The following is an 18,819-nucleotide window of genomic DNA, read 5'->3' as shown; positions in this document are numbered from 1 at the left end:
GGCGCTAGCCGCCTTTCGCCTCGAGTTTTTCTTTCAAGTCGGCGTTTTCCCTGCGCAGCGCCGCCAGTTCTTCGCGGATAGGCGACAGCGTCGAGGCCATCTCTTCGAGCGTGTAGCGCTGCGGAATATGTTGCGGACAGTTCCAGTCATACCCGGCGACCGAAATGATCATAGCGCGTTCCGGTTTCGCCTCATAGCCGGGCGTGTGAAGGCTGTTCACCAAGTCTGCATGGTCTTCCATTTCGACAATGCTCGCCTGTCCCAACAGCTTTAATCGCCGCTTGTTCGGATAATCCATGAAGAAGAGCGCGATGCGGCCGTTCCCCAAGAGATTGCCCACGGAAAGATATTGGCGGTTGCCGCGAAAATCCGCATAGGCGAGTGTTTTTTCATCAAGAACATGCATGAAGCCGGGCGGCCCGCCGCGGAACTGCACATAGGGCCAGCCGGTTTCCGACACCGTCGCCTGATAAAATCCGTCGCGCGCGCGGATAAACGCCGCCTCCGCCTCGCCGAGGGAATCGTTCGGCGGGGCTTCGGGGGCGAGGAATTTCGCATAGGCGCCGGCGGAGCCGTGCTTTGCCTGCAGGGCGCGAACCGTGTCGGTAAAGGCGATTTTTGAAAAAGCGCGGGCCATGAAGTTCTCCCTGTGCGGCGCTATAAGCGCCGGTCTTTTTCTTCGATAGGGAGGTCGTTGATGCTGGCGTAACGCCGGCGCATCAGGCCGTCTTCGTCGAACTCCCACATTTCGTTGCCGTAGCTGCGCCGCCACTGGCCGTTTTCGTCGCGCGATTCATATTCAAAGCGCACGGCGATGCGGTTGTCCGTATGCGCCCAATATTCCTTCTTCAGCTTGTAGTCGATTTCGCGCGCCCATTTCTCGGTGAGAAACGCCCTGATTTCTTCCCGGCCGTTTAAAAATGTATCGCGATTGCGCCATTCGGAATTTTCCGAATAAGCGAGGGAGACGCGGCCGGGATCGCGGCTGTTCCAGGCGTCTTCGGCGGCCTGCACCTTGGCGCGGGCGGTCTCGGCGGTGAAGGGCGGGACAAGTTTGGTCATGAGGGTTCCTTTTCTTTTTTCTTTATGACGGTTGCTAGGGGGGCTCAGTCCGCCGGCGCGGCAGGGCCCGAATGGGCCGCCTGCATGATGACGGCGTCGCTGTCTGCGCTGCGCGTCTGATGGGCCGAGGGCGGGAACAGCACCAGCATGGCGAGAATGCCGGCGGTCATGATGAGCCCTGTGGCGACGCTGAAGCCGAGCGCGATCTGGTTGATCTGGCGCAGGTAGAAAGTGGCTGGCTTAGTCATGTGGGTCATGGGGTCTCTCTCCGTTTATGGGGCCTGCGGGATATGCGGAAGGCAAAGGGTAACTGATCGGTTAATGTCACATAGATGGAGGTAACCGATCTGTCAACCTTCTGTCGTGGAATTTCCGGAAATATATGCGGGGCCTTGCATCTGAGGCGACGCAATATACATTTACCGATCAGTATCGGAGGTTTTGAGTTTTGAGCGCTTCAAAAAGAGATGAGCTGGTTCAAAAGGCGCTGAAAGCGTTCTATCGCGATGGCTTTCACGCCCTCGGCATGGACGCGCTGGCGAGAGAAACCGGCGTTTCCAAGACCGCCATGTACAAGCACTTCCGCACCAAGGAAGAGCTGATCCTGGCGACCTTGCGCCTGCGCGACGAGCAGTTCCGCAACTGGCTCATCCGGCGCGTGGAGGCGCTGGCCGATGATCCCCGCGGGCGGCTCCTGGCGGTGTTCGACGTCCTGGGGGAATGGTTCGCGGAGCCGGACTACCGCTCCTGCATGTTCATCAAGGCGTCGTCGGAATATCAGGACCGCACGCATCCGATCCATGGCGCCGCGGCGGAGCATAAAAGACTGCTGTTCGCCTATTTCGAAAAACTTGCGCGCGAGGCCGGCGCCGAAGCGCCTGAACGGCTGGCCCGGCAGATCCTGTTGCTGAAGGAAGGCGCCATTGTTCTGGCGCATCTGCACGATCCAAAAACCATCGTCGCCGATGCGCGCGCCGCTGCGGAAGACCTGCTGGCGGCGGCCGGCGTCTAGTCTTTCATCTTCAACTTGTCCGCCGAAACGACAATCCGGTAAAAACAGGACTTGCGGTTCGTGTGACAGGCGGGGCCGGTCTGCTCGACCACGAGTTCGATTGCGTCCTGATCGCAGTCGGTGCGGATCTCGGCGATCTTCTGGACATGGCCCGACGTCGCGCCCTTGCGCCAGAGTTCGCCCCGCGAGCGCGACCAGTACCAGGCCTCGCCGGTCTCGATGGTTTTCGCCAGCGCCGCTTCGTTCATATAGGCGAGCATCAAAAGGCGCCCGGTTCCGGCCTCGGTGGCGACCACGGGGAGAAGGCCGTCGGCCCCGAATTTCGGGGCGAAACGGGCGGTTTCCTCGATCTTGTCATCGAGATTTTTCGGATCGGCGAAGGGCGATGCGTCTGTCATGGGCCGGACCATAGCAGCCTTCCCGGGGCAGGGAAGCGGGTTCTTCGAGCGCCTGCTTGTTGCCAGCGCCGAGCGGCGCGGCTAGCAACGGGGCCAAGAGGAAGACGCAATCCCCTTGTCGGTGACTTATGCCCCTGACGATCTATGACTCGATGGCGCGCGAAAAGCGCGAATTCCAGCCCGCCGATCCGGAGCGGGTGACGCTCTATGTCTGCGGGCCCACGGTCTACAGCTACGCCCATATCGGCAACGCCCGCTCGGCGGTGGCCTTCGATCTTCTCTACCGGGTGCTGCGCGCGCGTTACGGCGAGTCCCACGTCGTCTATGCGCGCAACATCACCGACATTGACGACAAGATCATCAAGGCGGCGCGCGAGACCGGCGAACCGATCGGCGCCATCACCGAAAAATTCGCCGACATCTATCGCGCCGATATGGGCGCGCTCGGCGTGTTGCGCCCCGATCTCGAACCGACAGCGACGGGCCATGTGGGGCCGATGATCGCCATGATGGAGCATCTGATCGAGGAGGGCGCGGCCTATGCGGCGGAAGGCCATGTCCTTTTTTCCGTCGACGCCTATCCCGATTACGGCAAGCTTTCCGGTGCCGACCGCGACGAGATGATCGCCGGCGCGCGGGTCGAGGTCGCGCCTTACAAGAAAAGCCCGGCGGATTTCGTTTTGTGGAAACCTTCGAAGGACGACGAACCGGGGTGGGACAGCCCTTGGGGCCGCGGCCGTCCGGGCTGGCATCTGGAATGCTCGGTGATGATCGAAAGCGAACTGGGCGAGACCATCGACATTCATGGCGGCGGGCAGGATCTCAGATTTCCCCATCATGAAAACGAAATCGCGCAATCGGCCTGCGCCCATCATGGCGCGCCGCTCGCCCGCTACTGGATGCATAACGGCTTTTTGCGCATGGGCGAGGACAAGATGTCGAAATCGCTCGGCAATATCGTCCTGGCCCATGACCTCTTGAAAGGCTGGCATGGCGAGGTCGTGCGCTGGGCGCTCTTGTCGGCGCATTATCGCCAGCCGCTCGAATGGACCGAAGAGCTGTTGAAGCAGTCGAAGAAACAACTCGACCGGTTTTATCGCCTGCTTGAAGAAATTCCGTTTACGGAAGAAACCGGCGATGCGCCGGAAAGCGTCATGCTGGCGCTCGAAGACGATCTCAACACGCCGGAAGCCTATGCGGGGCTGCACGAGCTGCGCGACATTGCGGGGCAGATGGACGGCGAAGCGAAGACGAAGGCGATCCGCCGCCTGCGCGACGCCGGCCGGCTCATGGGCTTTTTCAATGAAGACCCGGCGGCCTGGTTTCAAGGCGGCGCCGGCGGGGGCCCCACGGCGGAGGAGATCGAAGCCCTGATCGCCGAGCGCGCCGAGGCCCGCAAGGTGAAAGACTTCGCCCGCGCCGACCAAATTCGCGATGACCTCGCCGCGAAAGGCGTTATTCTCGAAGACGGGCCCCAGGGCGCGACCTGGCGGCGGAGCTGATTTCATGCGCCTGATCGAAGCCGTCTTTCCGAACTCAAAGCGCGATCAGGTCGAGAAAGCCGTCGAAGACCACAAGCCCACCCATGCGCGGTTCTCCACAACGGAAGAAGACGACAGCTCGGTCCTGCGCGCGCTTTTCGTTGAGGAGGGCGCGCAAGGGCTCGTCGACGCGCTGCAGAGCATCTGCGGCCATGAAAAGAACTGGCGCATCATCGTCCTGCCGGTGGAGGCGACGGCGCCGAAGCCGGAGGACAAAGAAGAGACGGACCGCGAGAAAAACGGCGCCAGGAAAAACGTCGCCCTGCGCGAGGAAATCTATGAGGACGTGGCGGACGGCGCCGAACTCAGCATCGACTTCTTCCTTTTGACATTCGCGTCCTCCATCGTCGCCGCGCTGGGCTTGAACGCTGACAACATCGCCGCGGTGATTGGCGCCATGGTGATCGCGCCCTTGCTCGGCCCCATTCTCGCGATTTCTTTGGGCGCCGCGCTTGGCGACATGAAGCTTTTGATGCGCGCGGGCCGCAACGCCACCGCTGGGCTGGCGGTCGGTTTTACGACGGCGGCGCTGATCGGCTTGCTGGTGGGCGCCAATATGGAAAGCGGGGAATTGATGAGCCGCACCGTGGCGGGCCTCGATTCCGTCGTGTTGGCGCTCGCGGCCGGCGTCGCCGCCGCGCTTTCCATTGTCGCCGGGATTTCTGCGGCGCTGGTCGGCGTTATGGTCGCCGTCGCGCTGTTGCCGCCGGCCGCGGCCGCCGGGCTTTTTTTCGGCGCCGGCGATTTCGGGGATTTCGGCCACTCTCTGCTTTTGCTGATGATCAATGTGACCTGCATCATGCTCGCCGCGCAGGCGATCTACATTTTCAAGGGCGTGCGGCCGCGCACCTGGTTTGAAAAACAGGCGGCGGCCCGCGCGTCGAAAATCAACATGATTTCGCTTCTGGCTCTTTTGGCGGTTTTGGTGGCGGTCGTTCTCTTCGCGCCATCGGGATCCGTGCCGGGCGTGCCGGTCCTTGCGGATTAGCCGCCCGACTTTTTAGAAAAACGGCTTAAGAGCTTTTCATCGCCGCCAGAAGCTCATCGAGCGCGGCTTCGACGCCGGCGAGCTCCTCGCGGATGACGGCGATCGCCTCGCTGGTTTCCTCAAATTCCGCATCGCTCACCTCGACCTTGCCGGCGTCGAGATTGCTTTCGGCGCGGTCGAGGGCGGCGTAGACGTTGTCGAAAACGCCTCTTGTGCTGGATTCGACGCTGGCGCTCGCTGCGGCGAAGGCGATGTCCACAAACCCGGCGGTCTTGGGGTCTTCCTTGGCTTCCCGGCGCGCCTCTTCGACATCGCCGATCGCGTCCTTGATGTCGGCGCGCGCATCGGCCATTTCCTCGCGCAGATCGGCGATGTCTTCCGCATCCATGTCGATCAGCGTTTGCAGGAGGTCTTCGTCGTCATTGATGTTGAGATTGACGCCGTCAAAACTGACGGCTTTGTCTGTGAAATTCCCGGCAAGGGCGGCGGGCGCCGCAACGGCGAGCCCGAGTGCGGCGGCGCCGGCGGCGAGCCAGATTTTCGTGTTTTTGAGCGTGAAGCGTTCGGTCATGTCCTTTTCCTTTTTTTGTCTCATCTTCGCTTGAAAGTCCCTCTTAATTTCATGCGCCCGGACCTCGGGGCGACGCGACCGCCCGGCGCTTTATGGGCGGGAGAGTGAGGGCGCGCCGGGCGAAGGGCAATCGCCTTTGCGGCGAAGCGTTCGCCGGGCGGGGCGAAAGCGAGGGGACGGCCTGTTCACGGCTTCGTGCGCCCTCTTTTTAAAGGCGCGCCGGGCTCCCAGATGGTTCAGGAATTATCCGCACAACGAGAATCGCCAGAGGCTATTAAAGGGCCGGCGAGGAGGTCTTATGATCAGTATCCGCAGAGCCGTCGACCGGGGCCACGCCAATCATGGCTGGCTCGACACGCACCACACTTTTTCTTTCGCCAATTATTATCACCCGGACCATATGGGTTATCGGGCGCTCCGGGTGATCAATGAGGACCGGATCAATCCCGGCGCCGGGTTCCCGACGCACCCTCATGAGAACATGGAAATCATCACCTATGTCCTGGAAGGCGCGCTCGCCCATAAGGATTCGACTGGCGGCGGCGGCGTCATCACGCCGGGCATGGTGCAATATATGTCCGCCGGGTCGGGCGTGACCCATAGCGAGTTCAACGCTTCCGATACCGAGCCCCTGCATCTTTACCAGATCTGGCTCCTGCCGAACGAGAAAGGCGCGGCCCCGCGTTACGAAGAACGCGAAGTCGGCGATGCGCGCAATGGCGGCCTGAAGCTCATCGCCTCGCCCGACGGGCGCGACGGCTCCTTCGCCATTCGTCAGGATGCGTCGCTTTACGCCTCCATCGTCAAGGAGGGCGAAACCCTGACCCATGATTTTGGGCCGGGCCGTTACGGCTGGCTGCAGGTCGCCAAAGGCGGCGTCGAAATCGGCGGGCTCGCCATGCAGCCCGGCGACGGCGCGAAGATCGCGGAGGAGGAAGAGATTTCCTTCACTGCGCTCGCGGACAGTGAAGTCCTGCTGTTTGACTTGCCGTAAAAAACCGCCACATAGGGCCTGATGCTAAGCGAGCTTTATACAGGCGGCGTTCTCGATGCGGCGGCGGCGATCCCGCCGGCGCATCGCCTCCCATCGCCGGACGCCAGCGCGACCAAATCGAGCCGCGTCTGCGGTTCGGAAGTAACGGTCGATCTGGCGATGGATGGCGATCACGTTTCCGATTTCGGCATGGAGGCGAAGGCCTGCGCTTTGGGCCAGGCCTCGGCCTCCATTCTCGCGCGCAACATCATCGGCGCCAGCGCAAAGGAATTATATGTTCTGCGCAATCAGATGCGCGCCATGCTGAAGGAAGAAGGCGCGCCGCCGGAAGGCGAGCGCTGGGCCGATCTCGCCATGCTCGAGCCCATCCGCGACTACCCGCAGCGTCACGCCTCGACCCTGCTCGTCTTCGAGGCGGTCTGCGCCTGTCTCGATCAACTCGGTTTCGGTTCTTAAAAACAGGGTGATCGCGCGCGTGTGAACCGGCGTCTAACGTTTTTGTCATGCCGGACGCCTTGAACGCGCTTGGTTAAGGGCCACTTTTCAAGTCGACAGAGCGGCCCTGCTTTCTCTCCCCCAACCTGGGGCCGCTTATCGGACGCCTGCGTCGTTCCCCCGCGACGCAGGCGTTATTTTTTCCGGGAACGACACATCGGACGGTAAATCTGCATCATCGTCCTTCGAGACGCAAAAATCCTTCATCCTGAGGGGGCGCTTGAAAGGCGCGCCCTCAGGATGAAGGGATGATGCAGATTTACCGTCCGATGCGCTAAACGCCGCTTAAGCCGCCGCTTCCTGAGCGTCCGCCGCGTCGACGCTTTCTGCGGCCTCCTTCGCGACCCAGGCCTTGAACGCCTTCACCGCCGGCGAGGACGATTTTGACGGCGGATGGACGATGTAATAGGAAAACTCCGTCGGCGTCGTCAGGTCGAAGGGGATCACCAGCCGCGCGGCTTCGAGATCCGCCAGCGCCAGCGCCGATTTGGCGAGGGCCACGCCCTTGCCCGCGACGGCGGCTTCGATGACAAGCGAGGACTGGTTGAATTTAAGGCCGCGGTCGCCCGCCTTGTGATCGACCCCGGCGGCTTTCAGCCACATGGGCCAGGTCGGGCAACTGGGATCCTTGTCATTGCCGGAATCGTGCAGGAGCGTGTGGTGGATGAGATCCGCCGGCGTCTTGATCGGGTTCTCGCCGGTGAGAAGCTGCGGGCTGCAGACCGGGACGATCTTTTCCGCCATCAGATGCTCCATGACGAGGCCGGGATATTGGCCGGGCCCGTAGCGGATGGCGATATCCACGTCGTCCACGGCGAAATCCACCACATTCATGTCGGCCGAGACCCAGACGTCGATATCGGGATGGGCCTCCTGAAACCGGTCGAGGCGCGGCACCAGCCATTTCGAGGCGAAGGAGGGCGCGACCGAGACCGTCAGGCGGCCCGCATCGGCCTTTTTGGCGAGGATCTCCCCCGCTTCCACCAGCTTGTCGAAGCCCTCTCTGAGGATCGGCAGGCTCGCCTGGGCCTCGTCGGTGAGGAGCAGGGCCCGCTTGTGGCGGCGGAAGACCGGGGTCTGGAGAAAGTCCTCCAGCGCCTTGATCTGCTGGCTTACGGCGCCCGGGGTGACATGCAGCTCTTCCGCCGCTTTAGTGAAACTTAAGTGGCGGGCGGCGGCTTCAAAGACCCTCAGGGCGTTCAGCGGCGGCAATTGCTTCATTTCAGGGACCCTCCCTCGGAAAGATAGGGTATTCTTCCTATAGCATTGCTAATAAAGCAAGGGCTATTCCGGCCGTCACCCTTTTGTGAAGCCTGGATAAGCCCAGCTAATTTACAATTAGCCCAGAAAATAAGCGATTTTCTCAGAAAACCTATCAGCTTTGGCAGAATTAATCGATTGAGAGCCGAAATTCGCGGGCCTAGGTTCGCGCTGACGCCGCCGGAAGAGGGCGGCTATCTGAGGTGTCGATTAGATTATCTATATGAAAGCCTTTCCCGCTCATATCGACCTAAAAGGCCGTTCCGTGCTGATTATCGGCGGCGGCGCCGAGGCGCTCGCCAAGGCGCGGCTGATGCTTGCGGCGGACGCCGCGCTGAGCCTGGTCGCACCGAAATTCTCCGCAGACCTGTTAGCCGAGCTGAAGGGCAAGGTGCGGCTTATCGAGCGCGACCCCGTGGTGGCCGACGTGGAGGCCGCGGCGCTGCTCTTCATTGCTGACACGCAAGAGGCGGAGGCGCGCCGCTGGGCCGAGGTCGCGCGCATGGCGGGCGTCCTTCTCAATGTGGTCGACCAGCCTGCGCTTTGCGACTTCACCACCCCGTCGATCATCGACCGGGGCCGGGTGACGGTCTCGATCTCCACCGGCGGCGCCGCGCCGGTGTTGGGCAAAAAACTGCGCGCCGATATCGAGGCGCTGCTGCCGCCGCAGCTCGGGAGCCTCGCCGATTTCGCCGACCGTTATCGCGAAACGGTGAAAGCGACCATCGCGCGCGAAGACCGCCGCCGCTTCTGGGAAGCGTTTTTCGACGGCCCCATCGCCGCGCAAGTGCTCGCCGGCGATGAAAAAGGCGCCCATGAAGCGATGCTGGCGCTGATCAACCGTCCCCATACAGAGGAAATGGCGGAAGAAAAAACCGGGACTGTGCATATTGTCGGCGCCGGGCCGGGCGATCCCGATCTTCTCACCATCAAGGCGCTGCGCCTCTTACAGCGCGCCGACGTTATTCTCCATGACCGGCTCGTCAGCGATGACATCCTGTCGCTCGCGCGCCGCGACGCCGAACGGCTTTATGTGGGCAAGGCGAAATCGAACCATTCGGTTCCGCAGGAAGAAATTGAAGCGCGCCTGATTGCTTTGGCGCGCGAGGGAAAAACGGTCGTGCGCCTCAAAGGCGGCGATCCTTTTGTTTTCGGTCGCGGGGGCGAGGAGCTCGACGCTCTTCGCAAAGCGGGTATTCCCGCCTTCGTCACCCCCGGAGTCACCGCCGCGACCGGATGCGCCGCCGCCGCCAATATGGCGCTCACCCATCGCGACTGCGCCCAAGCGGTCACTTTTGTGACCGGTCATGCGAAGGGAGAGGCCGACCCCGCCCTCGACTGGTCGGCGCTGGCGGCGCTTAAAAACACGCTCGTTGTCTATATGGGCGTCACCAAGGCCGAGACTATCGCCGGCAAGCTCATCGCGCATGGGCGCGGGGCCGAAACGCCCGTCGCCGTCATCGAAAACGGCACGCGCGAAAACCAGAAAATCGTCAAGGGCGCGCTGGGCGAGCTTGCGGCGCTGATCGAAACCGGCGGGATCAAAGGCCCGGCCGTGCTCGTCATCGGCGAGGTCGCCGCGCGCGCCGACGGCGAAACCCTCGCCGATCTCGCGTTAAAAGAAAGGCTCGTCGCATGAAGGCCGTTACCGCAAACCGCCTCGAAGACGGCGTCGTCGTCTATCTTTCCAATGACAACGACTGGACGTCTGACCTTACAAAGGCCGCGCGTTTTGAAAATGACGACGCAAAAGCTGCGCTCGCCGGCGCCGAAGCGCGCGCGGGCGAACATGCCGGCGCCTATCTCATCGAAGTGAGCGATGCAGGCGCGCCTTCGGGCCGCGAAACCTTGCGCGAAACGATCCGCAAGGACGGCCCCACCGTGCGGCTCGATCTCGGCTATCAGGCGGAGGCGTCAAGTTGAGCGCGAAGCTGAAAATTTACGGCGACGCGATCAGCGGCAATTGCCTCAAGGTCAAATGGACCGCTGATCGTCTCGGCCTCGACTATGACTGGATCGAAACCAGCGTGCTTGAAGGCGAAACCCGCACGCCTGAATTCTTGAAAATGAATCCGGCGGGGCAGGTGCCGACGGTCGTTCTGCCGGACGGGCGCGTCCTGGCGCAGTCGAACGCGATCATTATTTATCTCAACAATGTCCATAAAGGCGGGCTCCTGCCGGAAGAGCCTTACGCGCAAGGCAAGGTCTTCGAATGGCTTTTCTGGGAGCAATATTCCCATGAGACCGCCATCGCCGTGCGGCGTTTTCACAAGCATTACCTGAAAAAATCCGAGGCGGAGATCGATCCGAAGCTGATGGAAAAAGGCGCCGCCGCGCTGACGCTCATGGAGGGCGCGCTCGAAGACGGCGCCTATCTCGTCGGCGACAAGCTGACGCTCGCCGACATTTCCCTCGTCGCCTATACGCGCCTTGCCCATGAAGGCGGCTTCGATCTCGTTCCTTATCCCGCCATCCGCCAGTGGATCGCGCGCGTCGAGCGCGATCTCGGCATCAATTCTGCGGAGGCAGCCTGATGTATCGTTACGATGAATTCGACGCGACCATGGTCGCCGAGCGTGTCGCGCAGTTTCGCGGCCAGGTGGCGCGCCGTCTTTCCGGCGAGCTCACCGAAGACCAGTTCAAGCCTTTGCGGCTGATGAACGGTCTCTATCTGCAGCTTCACGCTTACATGCTGCGCGTCGCCGTTCCCTATGGCACGATGTCGTCGAAACAGATGCGGCGTCTCGGCGAAGTCGCGCGCAAATACGATCGCGGCTACGGCCATTTCACCACGCGCCAGAACATTCAATATAACTGGCCGGCGCTCGTAGACGTGCCGGATATTCTCGACGATCTCGCCGATGTCGAGATGCACGCGATCCAGACGTCCGGAAACTGCATCCGCAATGTGACGTCCGACCAATATGCCGGCGCCACGGCCGAAGAGATCGAGGACCCGCGTCCTTATTGCGAAATGATCCGGCAATGGTCGACCTTCCATCCGGAGTTCTCCTTCCTGCCGCGCAAATTCAAGATTGCGGTGACGGCGGCGGAGCATGACCGCGCCGCGGTCAAGGTCCACGATATCGGTCTTCGTCTTTACAGGAACGATGAAGGCGAAACCGGTTTCGAAGTGATCGTTGGCGGCGGCCTCGGCCGCACGCCCTATGTGGGTCACACGATCCGGAAATTCCTGCCGAAGAAATATCTCTTGTCTTATCTCGAAGCGATCCTGCGTGTTTACAATCTCGAGGGCCGGCGCGACAACATGTACAAGGCGCGCATCAAGATCCTCGTCAATTCGGAAGGCGCTGAAAAATTCGCCGAGATGGTCGAGGACGAATGGGCGCAGATCAAGGACAAGGACATCGACCTGCCGCGCGAGGAGATTGCGCGTATCAACGACTATTTCGCGGCGCCGGCTTTCGAAAAGCTCTCCGAGGAAAGCGCTGCGCTGGAAGAAAAAAAGGCGGCCGACAAGGACTTCGCACGATGGGTGCGCGCCAACACCGCCGCGCACAAGGCGCCGGGCTACGCCATCGTCAATATTTCCCTCAAACCCATCGGCGGCATTCCGGGCGACATTTCCGACGTACAAATGGAGGCCGTCGCCGACATCGCCGAGAAATATTCGCTCGACGAAATCCGCGCGACCCACGAACAGAATCTCGTTCTGCCGCATGTGAAAAAAGAAGATCTTTATACAGTCTATTCGGCGCTGAAAGACGCCGATCTCGCGACCGCCAATATCGGTATGGTCAGCGACATCATCGCCTGCCCGGGGCTCGATTACTGCTCCCTCGCCAATGCGCGTTCGATCCCCATCGCCCAGCGCATTTCAGAGCGCTTCGCCGATCTGGACAGCCAGGAAGAGCTGGGCGAGATCAAGATCAAGATATCGGGCTGCATCAACGCCTGCGGCCATCATCACGTCGGTCATATCGGCATTCTCGGCGTCGATAAGAAAGGCGAGGAGTTTTACCAGGTGACGCTCGGCGGCTCCGGCGCCGAAGACGCGGCGCTGGGCGAGATCGCCGGGCGCGGCCTTTCCTCCGATCAGGTTGTCGATGCGGTTGAAAAGCTCGTCGGCGTCTATCGCGAGCGCCGCCAGGACAATGAACGTTTTCTCGACACCTATCGCCGTCTCGGCGCCGAACCCTTCAAGGAGGCTTTGTATGAAGCTGCTTAAACTGTCCCGCGGCCGTCTTCTCCCGGCGCTTGAAGAACCGCTCGCCGAAGTCTCGCTCGACGCGTGGCGCGACAATCCGCAGGAACATGCGGAGGCGACGGCGCTGACGATCTCGAACGACACCTCGCTCGCCGACGTCAAATGCGACCTTCACGGGTTCAGCGTGATTATCCTCGACTTCCCGGCCTTCAAGGACGGGCGGGCCTATTCCCAGGCGCGGCTGTTGCGCGAACGATACGGCTATACGGGCGAAATCCGCGCTCGTGGCGACGTGTTGCGCGACCAGATTTTCTTCATGGCGCGCTGCGGCTTTAACGGCTTTGAATTTTCCGGCCCCAATGCCGACGAGGCGAGCGCGGCGCTTGAGGAGTTTTCCTTCGCCTATCAGCCGGCGGCGGACGACGCGTCGCCGATCTGGCGCAAGCGTCTCGACCGGGCTGCGGCCGCTTAAGGAGGCTTTGATGAGCGCGACTGCAGCCTCATTGCGAACGGATGACGTTTCCGGCGCTCCGGCGAATGACGAGCGCGAGGCGCTGGCGCGCCGGCTCGCCGCGAAACATGCGGGCGACGACGCGCTGGAGATTTTGCGCGCCGCGATCAAGGAAGAGTTTCCGGACCGCATTGCGCTGGTTTCGTCCTTCGGCGCGGAATCGGCCGTCTTGCTGCATCTCGTCTCGCGCATCGACAAATCGTTGCCGGTGATTTTTCTCGAAACAGGCAAGCATTTCGCGCAAACCTTAAGCTACCGCAAAAAGCTCGCGAACCGCTTAGGTCTCACCGATGTGCGCGATATTCGCCCGTCGAAAGAAGCGCTGACCTTTCGCGATCCCGCAGGCGATCTGTGGAAGCACGACGCCGACGCCTGCTGCACTCTGCGCAAGGTCGAGCCCTTAAGCGGCGCATTGGATGACTTCGGCGCCTGGATTACGGGCCGCAAGCAGTTTCACGGCGGCGGACGCCTGCACCTGCCGGCCTTCGAAGCCTCGCCGACCCATATCAAGGTCAATCCGCTGGCGCGCTGGTCAAAGGAAGACATTGACGCCTATGTCGAAGAGCACGACCTGCCCGCGCATCCGCTGACGGCGCAGGGCTATCCGTCCATCGGCTGCTGGCCCTGCACCCACCCGGCCGCGGCGGGCGAAGACATCCGCGCGGGCCGCTGGCGCGGCGCGGCGAAAACCGAATGCGGCATTCACGGGCGGTGAGAAAAAGGCTTAGCCTATAGGTTTTTCGTTTTATTCTGCAGGTCTCGGATAAAGAAAGCGGAATTTAAATTGAATCACCTTTCGGCCGTTGAGTGAGCAAACCGTTTCTTCATTCACGATTGATTTGTTTGTTTTTGCATATTTAAGAAGTGCGTACTGTGGATTGAAAAAATGTCCGCGCTTATTCTCTAGCGGCAGCTCATAGCTATATTCAGTCGAGGCTTCTTGATCCACACCTCTTGGGTCTCCGAAGTTTACCTGTTCACTAGTTTTTAAGGTACATAGCAGCTTTTCACCGGGCTGGGCATTGTCGTAATCGAATTGGAAGCCATACCAAGTGCACGGCAGTTCTTTTTCATTATAATTGCAACGGCCCTGGCCAGTAATTTTCACAGATGTTGTGTTAAAGCAGATGTGGCTGGGAGTTCCTAGTTTCTTTTCGTTTGAATTATTTGTGCAAACGAGCCCTAATTTAAAATTGGTTATCTCTGCGGCGTTGCTTGGTTGAATGGCTGTGAAGGTGAATGCTAAGGCAGGAAAAAGAATGAGTCGTTGCATTTCGATATCTCTATTGCTGCAAAACAGTGACATTCGAAAGTTTCGATTGCTAAGAAATGCCTGATAAAAAACCCTCAATCGCCGCCCACGCCGCCGGTTCGGTCAGGGTCGGCGCATGGCCGACATTCGGGACCTCGGCGAAATCGAAATCCGGATAGACCGAGCGCATTTTCCCGACAATTTCCGGCGACAGGAGGTCGCTGAGCGCGCCGCGGATGATCAGCGTCGGCGTATCCTTGAGGCTTTCAAACGGCGCCCAGAGATCCGGGGCGGCGCCGACTTCCGCCAGCGCCTTGCCCACATTCGGGTCGTAATCGAGCGACCAGGAACCGTCCGGGTTCTCGCGGAAGGTGCGCCGCGCAAACATTCGCCAGAAATCCTCGTCCCTGCCGGGGAAGGCGACTTCGTTGACGGCGCGAATCTGGGCCGCCGCCGCGTCAAGGCTTGCCGCCGTCCCGCTGGTTTTCCCCACATAGCTGGCGATTCGCGCGATGCCTTCGGGCGCGAGTTCGGGCCCGACGTCGTTGATCATGGCCGCCTTCACCCGCTCCGGCGCGGCGTCATTGATCAGCATGGTGACAATGCCGCCGAGCGACGTGCCGAGGAAAACCGCCTCGGCGATCCCAAGCTCGTCCATCGCTTTTAGAACATCGTTGCGATAGGCGAGGGGGTGATAGTTGAGATAGTCGGGGTCGTAGTCGGACTTGCCGCGCCCCCGCATGGAGAGCGCGATAACATCGCGCCCGGTCCCGGCGATCAGCGGCGCGATGTCCTCAAAATCCCTGACATTGCGGGTCAGGCCGTGAAGGCAGATTACCGGCGTTCCGGGGCCGCCGGCATGTCTTGTCCCGTGCAGCGTCAGGCCGCCTGCATTTACATGAATGTCTTTGCGGTTAGCCATATCTTCCATTTAAATCAGCCTTCGTGACACATCTTTTCTTTTAAGCGGGCCGGCTTGTTTGTTCCTAAAGCCGCATTCTTCTGGCGCGAGCGCAAGTTTAGCCGCGCCCGGGCCGCGGCTCCAGCGCCGGACCTGTTCAAAGCCGGGCGTAGTTTTCTTCAATTCGGATGGGCCGGCATATGGGGGCTCCCGAGACATTGAATTTCGGAGCCTTTAAAAGCGCGCCGACCCATGAAGAAGAGCAAAGCGCGCTGCAGGCAATGGAATCATGAAAAGCGGTCAAAACCATTTTCAGCCAAAACGCATCGCTTTTGATTAGGAAACTGTTAACCTAGGCTAATAAAGCGCTAATGCATTGAAGCCACCTGTTGCAGAAAGGGAACGCTTCAATGATGTCCGCGTAACCTTAAGCCTTTTGTCGTTGACCGTTTTGTGACGTTCCTTATAGCGTCCACCCCAATACGGCGGCGCAAAAGTCCACACCATGAGCTAAATCCACTATTGGGCGGATCGGTGTGGGGCGCAGCCATATACGAATAGGGCTCAAACCCCGCCTCAGGCGGGGCAAGATTACATTGGATCCATAACGGAGGGCTTAAATGAGAACCAACAGTACAATCAGTCGGTTGCTGCAAGGCACCGTGCTTTCGAGCGCCGTGCTTGCGATGGCGGCGCCGGCGGTTGCGCAGGACGAAACCACGACAGATGACACGATCATCGTCACCGGTTCGCGCCTGCCGCAAGCCAACCTGGTCGGGGCCAGCCCGGTCAACCAGGTCAACGCTGAGGAATTCAGCTATCGCGGCGTGATCCGCGTCGAAGACCTCCTGAACGATCTGCCGCAGGTCTTTGCTTCGAACTCCGCCGGCGACGCCAACGGCGCGACCGGCACCGCGACCGTCGACCTTCGCGGTCTCGGCACGGTCCGCACGCTCGTTCTGCAGAACGGCCGTCGTCTTCCGGCCGGTTCGCCGGGCGCCGGCGGCATCGCGCCTGACCTCAACTTCATCCCCGGCGGGCTTGTTGAGCGCGTCGACGTTCTGACCGGCGGCGCCTCGGCGACTTACGGTTCGGACGCGGTCGGCGGCGTCGTCAACTTCATCATGCAGGATGATTTTGAAGGCTTTAAGATCGACTACCAATATGGCGGCTATCAGCACAACAACAACAACGAGACCATCCAGGATGTTGTGACGGGCGCCGGCTTCCAGACGCCGTCGGGCAGCACCTGGGGCGGCGGCACGCATGAAATCACCGCCATCATCGGCGCGAACACCGGCGACGGCCGCGGCAACGTCACGGCGTATGCCGGCTACCGCACTGTCAAGCCGGTCCTGCAAAGCGAGCGCGACTATTCCGCTTGTGCGCTGCAAGGAACGGCCGGCAGCTTCGATTGCGGCGGCTCCTCGACGATCCCGGAGGGCCGTTTCACGGATTTCGGTCTCGCCACGGCTGCGCCGGGCACGTTCCCGCAGCTTCTTGACGATGACGACATGCCGGTCTTCGAAGATGACGGCGTCACGCCGGTTCAGGACATCCCGGGCTTCGACTTCACGGTCGATCAGTCATCGGGCGACTTCCGCGACTTTGGCGGCGGCGACCTCTACAACTACGGCCCGCTGAACTATTATCAGCGTCCGGATGAGCGCATCACGCTTGGCGGCTTCGCGCATTACGAAATCAACCGCCACGCCGACGTCTATATGGAAGTCGGCTTCATGGACGACCGCACGGTTGCGCAGATTGCTCCTTCGGGCGCCTTCTTCGTGACGTCGTCGCTGTCTTGCGGCAACCCGTTCCTTACCTCCCAGCAGTTCGACGCGGTCTGCGGCGATTACGGTCTGACGCCGTCGGATTCGCAGAACGTGTTCATCGGCCGCCGGAACGTCGAAGGTGGTCCGCGTCAAAGCGACCTGCGTCACACGACCTGGCGCGTGGTGACTGGCGTTCGCGGCGAGATCGACGACAACTGGAACTATGACGTCTATCTCAATTACGGTGAAAACAGCTTCACCAACGTCTACCGCAACGAGCTGTCGATCACGAACATCCAGCGCGCGCTCAATGTCGTCGATGACGGCTCGGGCAACGCGGTCTGCCAATCGGTGGTTGATGGTTCCGATCCTAACTGCGTGCCGTGGAACATCTTCACGCCGGGCGGCGCCGATGTTACGCCGGCGGCGCTCAATTACCTCATCAAGCCGCTCTTTGCGCGCGGCGGCACGGAGCAGACGAACATCGTCGGCTTTGTCAGCGGCGACCTGACCAGCTACGGCTTCCAGGCTCCGTGGGCGGAAGAAGGCGTACAGTCTGCGTTCGGTTTCGAATATCGCGAAGAATTTCTCGATTACGAGCCCGACACCGGCTTCACGTCCGGCGACGGCGCGGGCCAGGGCGGGCCGACCAACCCCGCTCAAGGCCGTCTCGACGTCTATGAATTCTTCACGGAATGGAGCATCCCGCTTGTGCAGGGACGCGAGTTCTTTGAGGATCTCTCTCTTGACGCCGGCTATCGCTACTCGACCTATTCGACGGATGTTGACACCAACACCTACAAGTTCGCCCTTCAATGGCGGCCGACTGAAGATGTCATGTTCCGCGGGTCTTACCAGCGCGCGGTTCGTCACGCGAACATCCGCGAACTGTTCCGTCCGTCAGGCATCGGCCTGTTCGACCTTGACGAAATCACGATCAGCGACAGCGGTACGCCGGACGATACGTCTGACGATATCACGGCGTTCGATCCCTGCGCCGGTCCGATGCCGTCGGCGACGCAGGCGCAGTGCGCGAACACCGGCGTTACGGCGTCGCAATATGGCTCGATCGCCGACTCGCCGGCCGGTCAGTTCAACGCTCTGTTCGGCGGCAACCCGAACCTGTCGCCTGAGAAATCCGACACCTTCTCGGCCGGCGTGGTGCTGACGCCGGCGGCGATTCCGGGCTTCAACCTTACGGTTGACTGGTATTCGATCGACGTCCAGGACGCGATCGGCCCGGTCGATCCGGCGACGATCCTCAACCAGTGTCTCGACTCAGGCGATCCGACACTTTGCGGTTACATCAACCGCGGCGTCACCGGCAACGGCACGCTGTGGCTGGGTCAGGACAACATTGTGGCCACGGACCAGAACCTTGGTTTCTTCAAAACCACGGGCATCGACTTCAATGCCCAATACGGTCTGGACACCGGCTATGGCGATCTCAACTTCCACTGGAACGCTACTTACCTGATGTCGTTTGAGCAGCAGCAGTTCCCGGGCGGTCCGGTGGACAACTGCGAAGGCATCTTCTCTTCGGCTTGCGGCGCGCCGCGGCCTGAGTGGACGTCGAACCTCCGCACCACTTGGGGCGCGCCCTGGGGCACGGATATCTCCGTCTTCTGGCGCTACCTTGGCGGCGTCGGCGGTCCGGAGACCTTCGATGCAGTCAACTATGTCGACTTCGCCGCGATCCATCCGGTGAACGAAAACGTGACCCTGCGCTTCGGCGTCAACAACGTGCTTGACAAAGAACCGCCGCTCACGTCTTCGGCCGGTCCGTCGATCTTCGGCAACGGCAACACCTTCCCGGGCGTTTACGACGCGCTTGGCCGTTACGTCTTCGGCGGCATCACGCTCAACTTCTAAGCGAAGACGACCAATCAAG

At 61.0% G+C, this 18,819-nt stretch carries 20 protein-coding genes; 12 read left to right on the top strand and 8 right to left on the bottom strand.

The features are described from left to right. Positions 1-4: 4 nt before the first annotated feature. The 3 genes from CW354_RS05790 to CW354_RS05780 are packed head-to-tail and all read right to left on the bottom strand — an operon-like array spanning position 5 to position 1,319. Complete coding sequence (locus tag CW354_RS05790) at positions 5-637, bottom strand: pyridoxamine 5'-phosphate oxidase family protein (protein WP_104829108.1); 633 nt, start codon at positions 635-637, stop codon at positions 5-7. A 20-nt stretch (positions 638-657) separates the two neighbouring features. Then, the gene (locus tag CW354_RS05785) at positions 658-1,062 is read right to left on the bottom strand and encodes a nuclear transport factor 2 family protein (protein ID WP_104829107.1); all 405 of its coding nucleotides are present in this window, start codon (positions 1,060-1,062) and stop codon (positions 658-660) included. Positions 1,063-1,106: 44 nt separating this feature from the next. Further along, positions 1,107-1,319: a hypothetical protein gene (locus tag CW354_RS05780; RefSeq protein ID WP_104829106.1), complete on the bottom strand. Its 213-nt coding sequence runs from the start codon at positions 1,317-1,319 to the stop codon at positions 1,107-1,109. A gap of 191 nt (positions 1,320-1,510) precedes the next feature. On the opposite strand from CW354_RS05780, the gene CW354_RS05775 reads away from it, so the two are divergent. After that, entirely contained in the window at positions 1,511-2,074 is a 564-nt protein-coding gene (locus CW354_RS05775) for a TetR/AcrR family transcriptional regulator (RefSeq protein ID WP_104829105.1), read from the top strand. Here the strand turns inward: CW354_RS05775 and hisI are convergent. Next, positions 2,071-2,472, bottom strand: coding sequence for a phosphoribosyl-AMP cyclohydrolase (gene hisI, locus CW354_RS05770; RefSeq protein WP_104830000.1), 402 nt, complete (start codon positions 2,470-2,472; stop codon positions 2,071-2,073). The two genes, CW354_RS05775 and hisI, sit on opposite strands and share 4 nt — an antisense overlap. A 128-nt stretch (positions 2,473-2,600) precedes the next feature. Here hisI and cysS point away from each other — a divergent pair, with 128 nt between their 5' ends. Continuing rightward, positions 2,601-3,974, top strand: coding sequence for a cysteine--tRNA ligase (gene cysS / locus CW354_RS05765; RefSeq protein WP_104829104.1), 1,374 nt, complete (start codon positions 2,601-2,603; stop codon positions 3,972-3,974). A 4-nt stretch (positions 3,975-3,978) separates the two neighbouring features. Continuing rightward, positions 3,979-5,001, top strand: coding sequence for a TIGR00341 family protein (locus CW354_RS05760; RefSeq protein WP_104829999.1), 1,023 nt, complete (start codon positions 3,979-3,981; stop codon positions 4,999-5,001). A gap of 25 nt (positions 5,002-5,026) precedes the next feature. Here the strand turns inward: CW354_RS05760 and CW354_RS05755 are convergent, their stop codons facing one another. After that, the gene (locus CW354_RS05755) at positions 5,027-5,572 is read right to left on the bottom strand and encodes a hypothetical protein (protein ID WP_133162196.1); all 546 of its coding nucleotides are present in this window, start codon (positions 5,570-5,572) and stop codon (positions 5,027-5,029) included. Between the two features lie 298 nt (positions 5,573-5,870). Between CW354_RS05755 and CW354_RS05750 the strand changes: the two genes are divergently transcribed. Continuing rightward, complete coding sequence (locus tag CW354_RS05750) at positions 5,871-6,566, top strand: pirin family protein (protein ID WP_104829102.1); 696 nt, start codon at positions 5,871-5,873, stop codon at positions 6,564-6,566. A gap of 21 nt (positions 6,567-6,587) precedes the next feature. Further along, positions 6,588-7,022 (top strand): iron-sulfur cluster assembly scaffold protein, encoded by a 435-nt coding sequence (locus CW354_RS05745; protein ID WP_104829101.1) that lies wholly within the window; start codon positions 6,588-6,590, stop codon positions 7,020-7,022. 324 nt (positions 7,023-7,346) lie between these two features. Here CW354_RS05745 and gcvA read toward each other — a convergent pair whose 3' ends face one another. After that, positions 7,347-8,282: a transcriptional regulator GcvA gene (gene gcvA, locus CW354_RS05740; RefSeq protein WP_104829100.1), complete on the bottom strand. Its 936-nt coding sequence runs from the start codon at positions 8,280-8,282 to the stop codon at positions 7,347-7,349. 262 nt (positions 8,283-8,544) lie between these two features. On the opposite strand from gcvA, the gene cysG reads away from it, so the two are divergent. From cysG to CW354_RS05710, 6 genes are read left to right on the top strand one after another with little or no spacing between them, the layout of a single operon-like run. Beyond that, on the top strand, positions 8,545-9,960 hold the full coding sequence (cysG, locus tag CW354_RS05735; protein WP_104829099.1) for a siroheme synthase CysG: 1,416 nt from the start codon (positions 8,545-8,547) through the stop codon (positions 9,958-9,960). Further along, the gene (locus CW354_RS05730; RefSeq protein WP_104829098.1) at positions 9,957-10,244 is read left to right on the top strand and encodes a DUF2849 domain-containing protein; all 288 of its coding nucleotides are present in this window, start codon (positions 9,957-9,959) and stop codon (positions 10,242-10,244) included. Before cysG ends, CW354_RS05730 begins: the two co-directional genes overlap by 4 nt. Further along, entirely contained in the window at positions 10,241-10,855 is a 615-nt protein-coding gene (locus CW354_RS05725) for a glutathione S-transferase family protein (RefSeq protein WP_104829097.1), read from the top strand. The genes CW354_RS05730 and CW354_RS05725 overlap by 4 nt, the downstream gene beginning before the upstream one ends. Further along, positions 10,855-12,510, top strand: coding sequence for a nitrite/sulfite reductase (locus CW354_RS05720; protein WP_104829096.1), 1,656 nt, complete (start codon positions 10,855-10,857; stop codon positions 12,508-12,510). The genes CW354_RS05725 and CW354_RS05720 overlap by 1 nt, the downstream gene beginning before the upstream one ends. Next, positions 12,497-12,961, top strand: coding sequence for a DUF934 domain-containing protein (locus CW354_RS05715; protein WP_165793547.1), 465 nt, complete (start codon positions 12,497-12,499; stop codon positions 12,959-12,961). Before CW354_RS05720 ends, CW354_RS05715 begins: the two co-directional genes overlap by 14 nt. A gap of 10 nt (positions 12,962-12,971) precedes the next feature. Beyond that, positions 12,972-13,715: a phosphoadenylyl-sulfate reductase gene (locus tag CW354_RS05710; RefSeq protein ID WP_104829094.1), complete on the top strand. Its 744-nt coding sequence runs from the start codon at positions 12,972-12,974 to the stop codon at positions 13,713-13,715. Between the two features lie 30 nt (positions 13,716-13,745). Here the strand turns inward: CW354_RS05710 and CW354_RS22990 are convergent, their stop codons facing one another. Next, positions 13,746-14,273, bottom strand: a complete 528-nt coding sequence (locus tag CW354_RS22990; RefSeq protein WP_133162194.1) for a hypothetical protein — start codon at positions 14,271-14,273, stop codon at positions 13,746-13,748. 49 nt (positions 14,274-14,322) lie between these two features. Further along, positions 14,323-15,183, bottom strand: coding sequence for an alpha/beta fold hydrolase (locus tag CW354_RS05700; RefSeq protein ID WP_104829092.1), 861 nt, complete (start codon positions 15,181-15,183; stop codon positions 14,323-14,325). A 590-nt stretch (positions 15,184-15,773) separates the two neighbouring features. Between CW354_RS05700 and CW354_RS05695 the strand changes: the two genes are divergently transcribed. Next, complete coding sequence (locus CW354_RS05695; RefSeq protein WP_104829091.1) at positions 15,774-18,800, top strand: TonB-dependent receptor plug domain-containing protein; 3,027 nt, start codon at positions 15,774-15,776, stop codon at positions 18,798-18,800. The last annotated feature ends 19 nt before the right edge of the window (positions 18,801-18,819 follow it).

It is taken from the genome of Hyphococcus luteus (assembly GCF_002943565.1).
Taxonomy (GTDB): domain Bacteria; phylum Pseudomonadota; class Alphaproteobacteria; order Caulobacterales; family Parvularculaceae; genus Hyphococcus; species Hyphococcus luteus.
Note: the sequence above shows the minus strand (reverse complement) of the source record. Positions and strands in the feature narration are given on the sequence as shown.

Coding starts and splice junctions, on each gene's coding strand:
- CW354_RS05790 (WP_104829108.1), bottom strand. CDS start 637: ATGGCCCGCGCTTTTTCAAAAATCGCCTTTACCGACACGGTTCGCGCC.
- CW354_RS05785 (WP_104829107.1), bottom strand. CDS start 1,062: ATGACCAAACTTGTCCCGCCCTTCACCGCCGAGACCGCCCGCGCCAAG.
- CW354_RS05780 (WP_104829106.1), bottom strand. CDS start 1,319: ATGACCCACATGACTAAGCCAGCCACTTTCTACCTGCGCCAGATCAAC.
- hisI (WP_104830000.1), bottom strand. CDS start 2,472: ATGACAGACGCATCGCCCTTCGCCGATCCGAAAAATCTCGATGACAAG.
- cysS (WP_104829104.1), top strand. CDS start 2,601: ATGCCCCTGACGATCTATGACTCGATGGCGCGCGAAAAGCGCGAATTC.
- CW354_RS05760 (WP_104829999.1), top strand. CDS start 3,979: ATGCGCCTGATCGAAGCCGTCTTTCCGAACTCAAAGCGCGATCAGGTC.
- CW354_RS05755 (WP_133162196.1), bottom strand. CDS start 5,572: ATGACCGAACGCTTCACGCTCAAAAACACGAAAATCTGGCTCGCCGCC.
- CW354_RS05750 (WP_104829102.1), top strand. CDS start 5,871: ATGATCAGTATCCGCAGAGCCGTCGACCGGGGCCACGCCAATCATGGC.
- CW354_RS05745 (WP_104829101.1), top strand. CDS start 6,588: ATGCTAAGCGAGCTTTATACAGGCGGCGTTCTCGATGCGGCGGCGGCG.
- gcvA (WP_104829100.1), bottom strand. CDS start 8,282: ATGAAGCAATTGCCGCCGCTGAACGCCCTGAGGGTCTTTGAAGCCGCC.
- cysG (WP_104829099.1), top strand. CDS start 8,545: ATGAAAGCCTTTCCCGCTCATATCGACCTAAAAGGCCGTTCCGTGCTG.
- CW354_RS05730 (WP_104829098.1), top strand. CDS start 9,957: ATGAAGGCCGTTACCGCAAACCGCCTCGAAGACGGCGTCGTCGTCTAT.
- CW354_RS05720 (WP_104829096.1), top strand. CDS start 10,855: ATGTATCGTTACGATGAATTCGACGCGACCATGGTCGCCGAGCGTGTC.
- CW354_RS05715 (WP_165793547.1), top strand. CDS start 12,497: ATGAAGCTGCTTAAACTGTCCCGCGGCCGTCTTCTCCCGGCGCTTGAA.
- CW354_RS05710 (WP_104829094.1), top strand. CDS start 12,972: ATGAGCGCGACTGCAGCCTCATTGCGAACGGATGACGTTTCCGGCGCT.
- CW354_RS22990 (WP_133162194.1), bottom strand. CDS start 14,273: ATGCAACGACTCATTCTTTTTCCTGCCTTAGCATTCACCTTCACAGCC.
- CW354_RS05700 (WP_104829092.1), bottom strand. CDS start 15,183: ATGGAAGATATGGCTAACCGCAAAGACATTCATGTAAATGCAGGCGGC.
- CW354_RS05695 (WP_104829091.1), top strand. CDS start 15,774: ATGAGAACCAACAGTACAATCAGTCGGTTGCTGCAAGGCACCGTGCTT.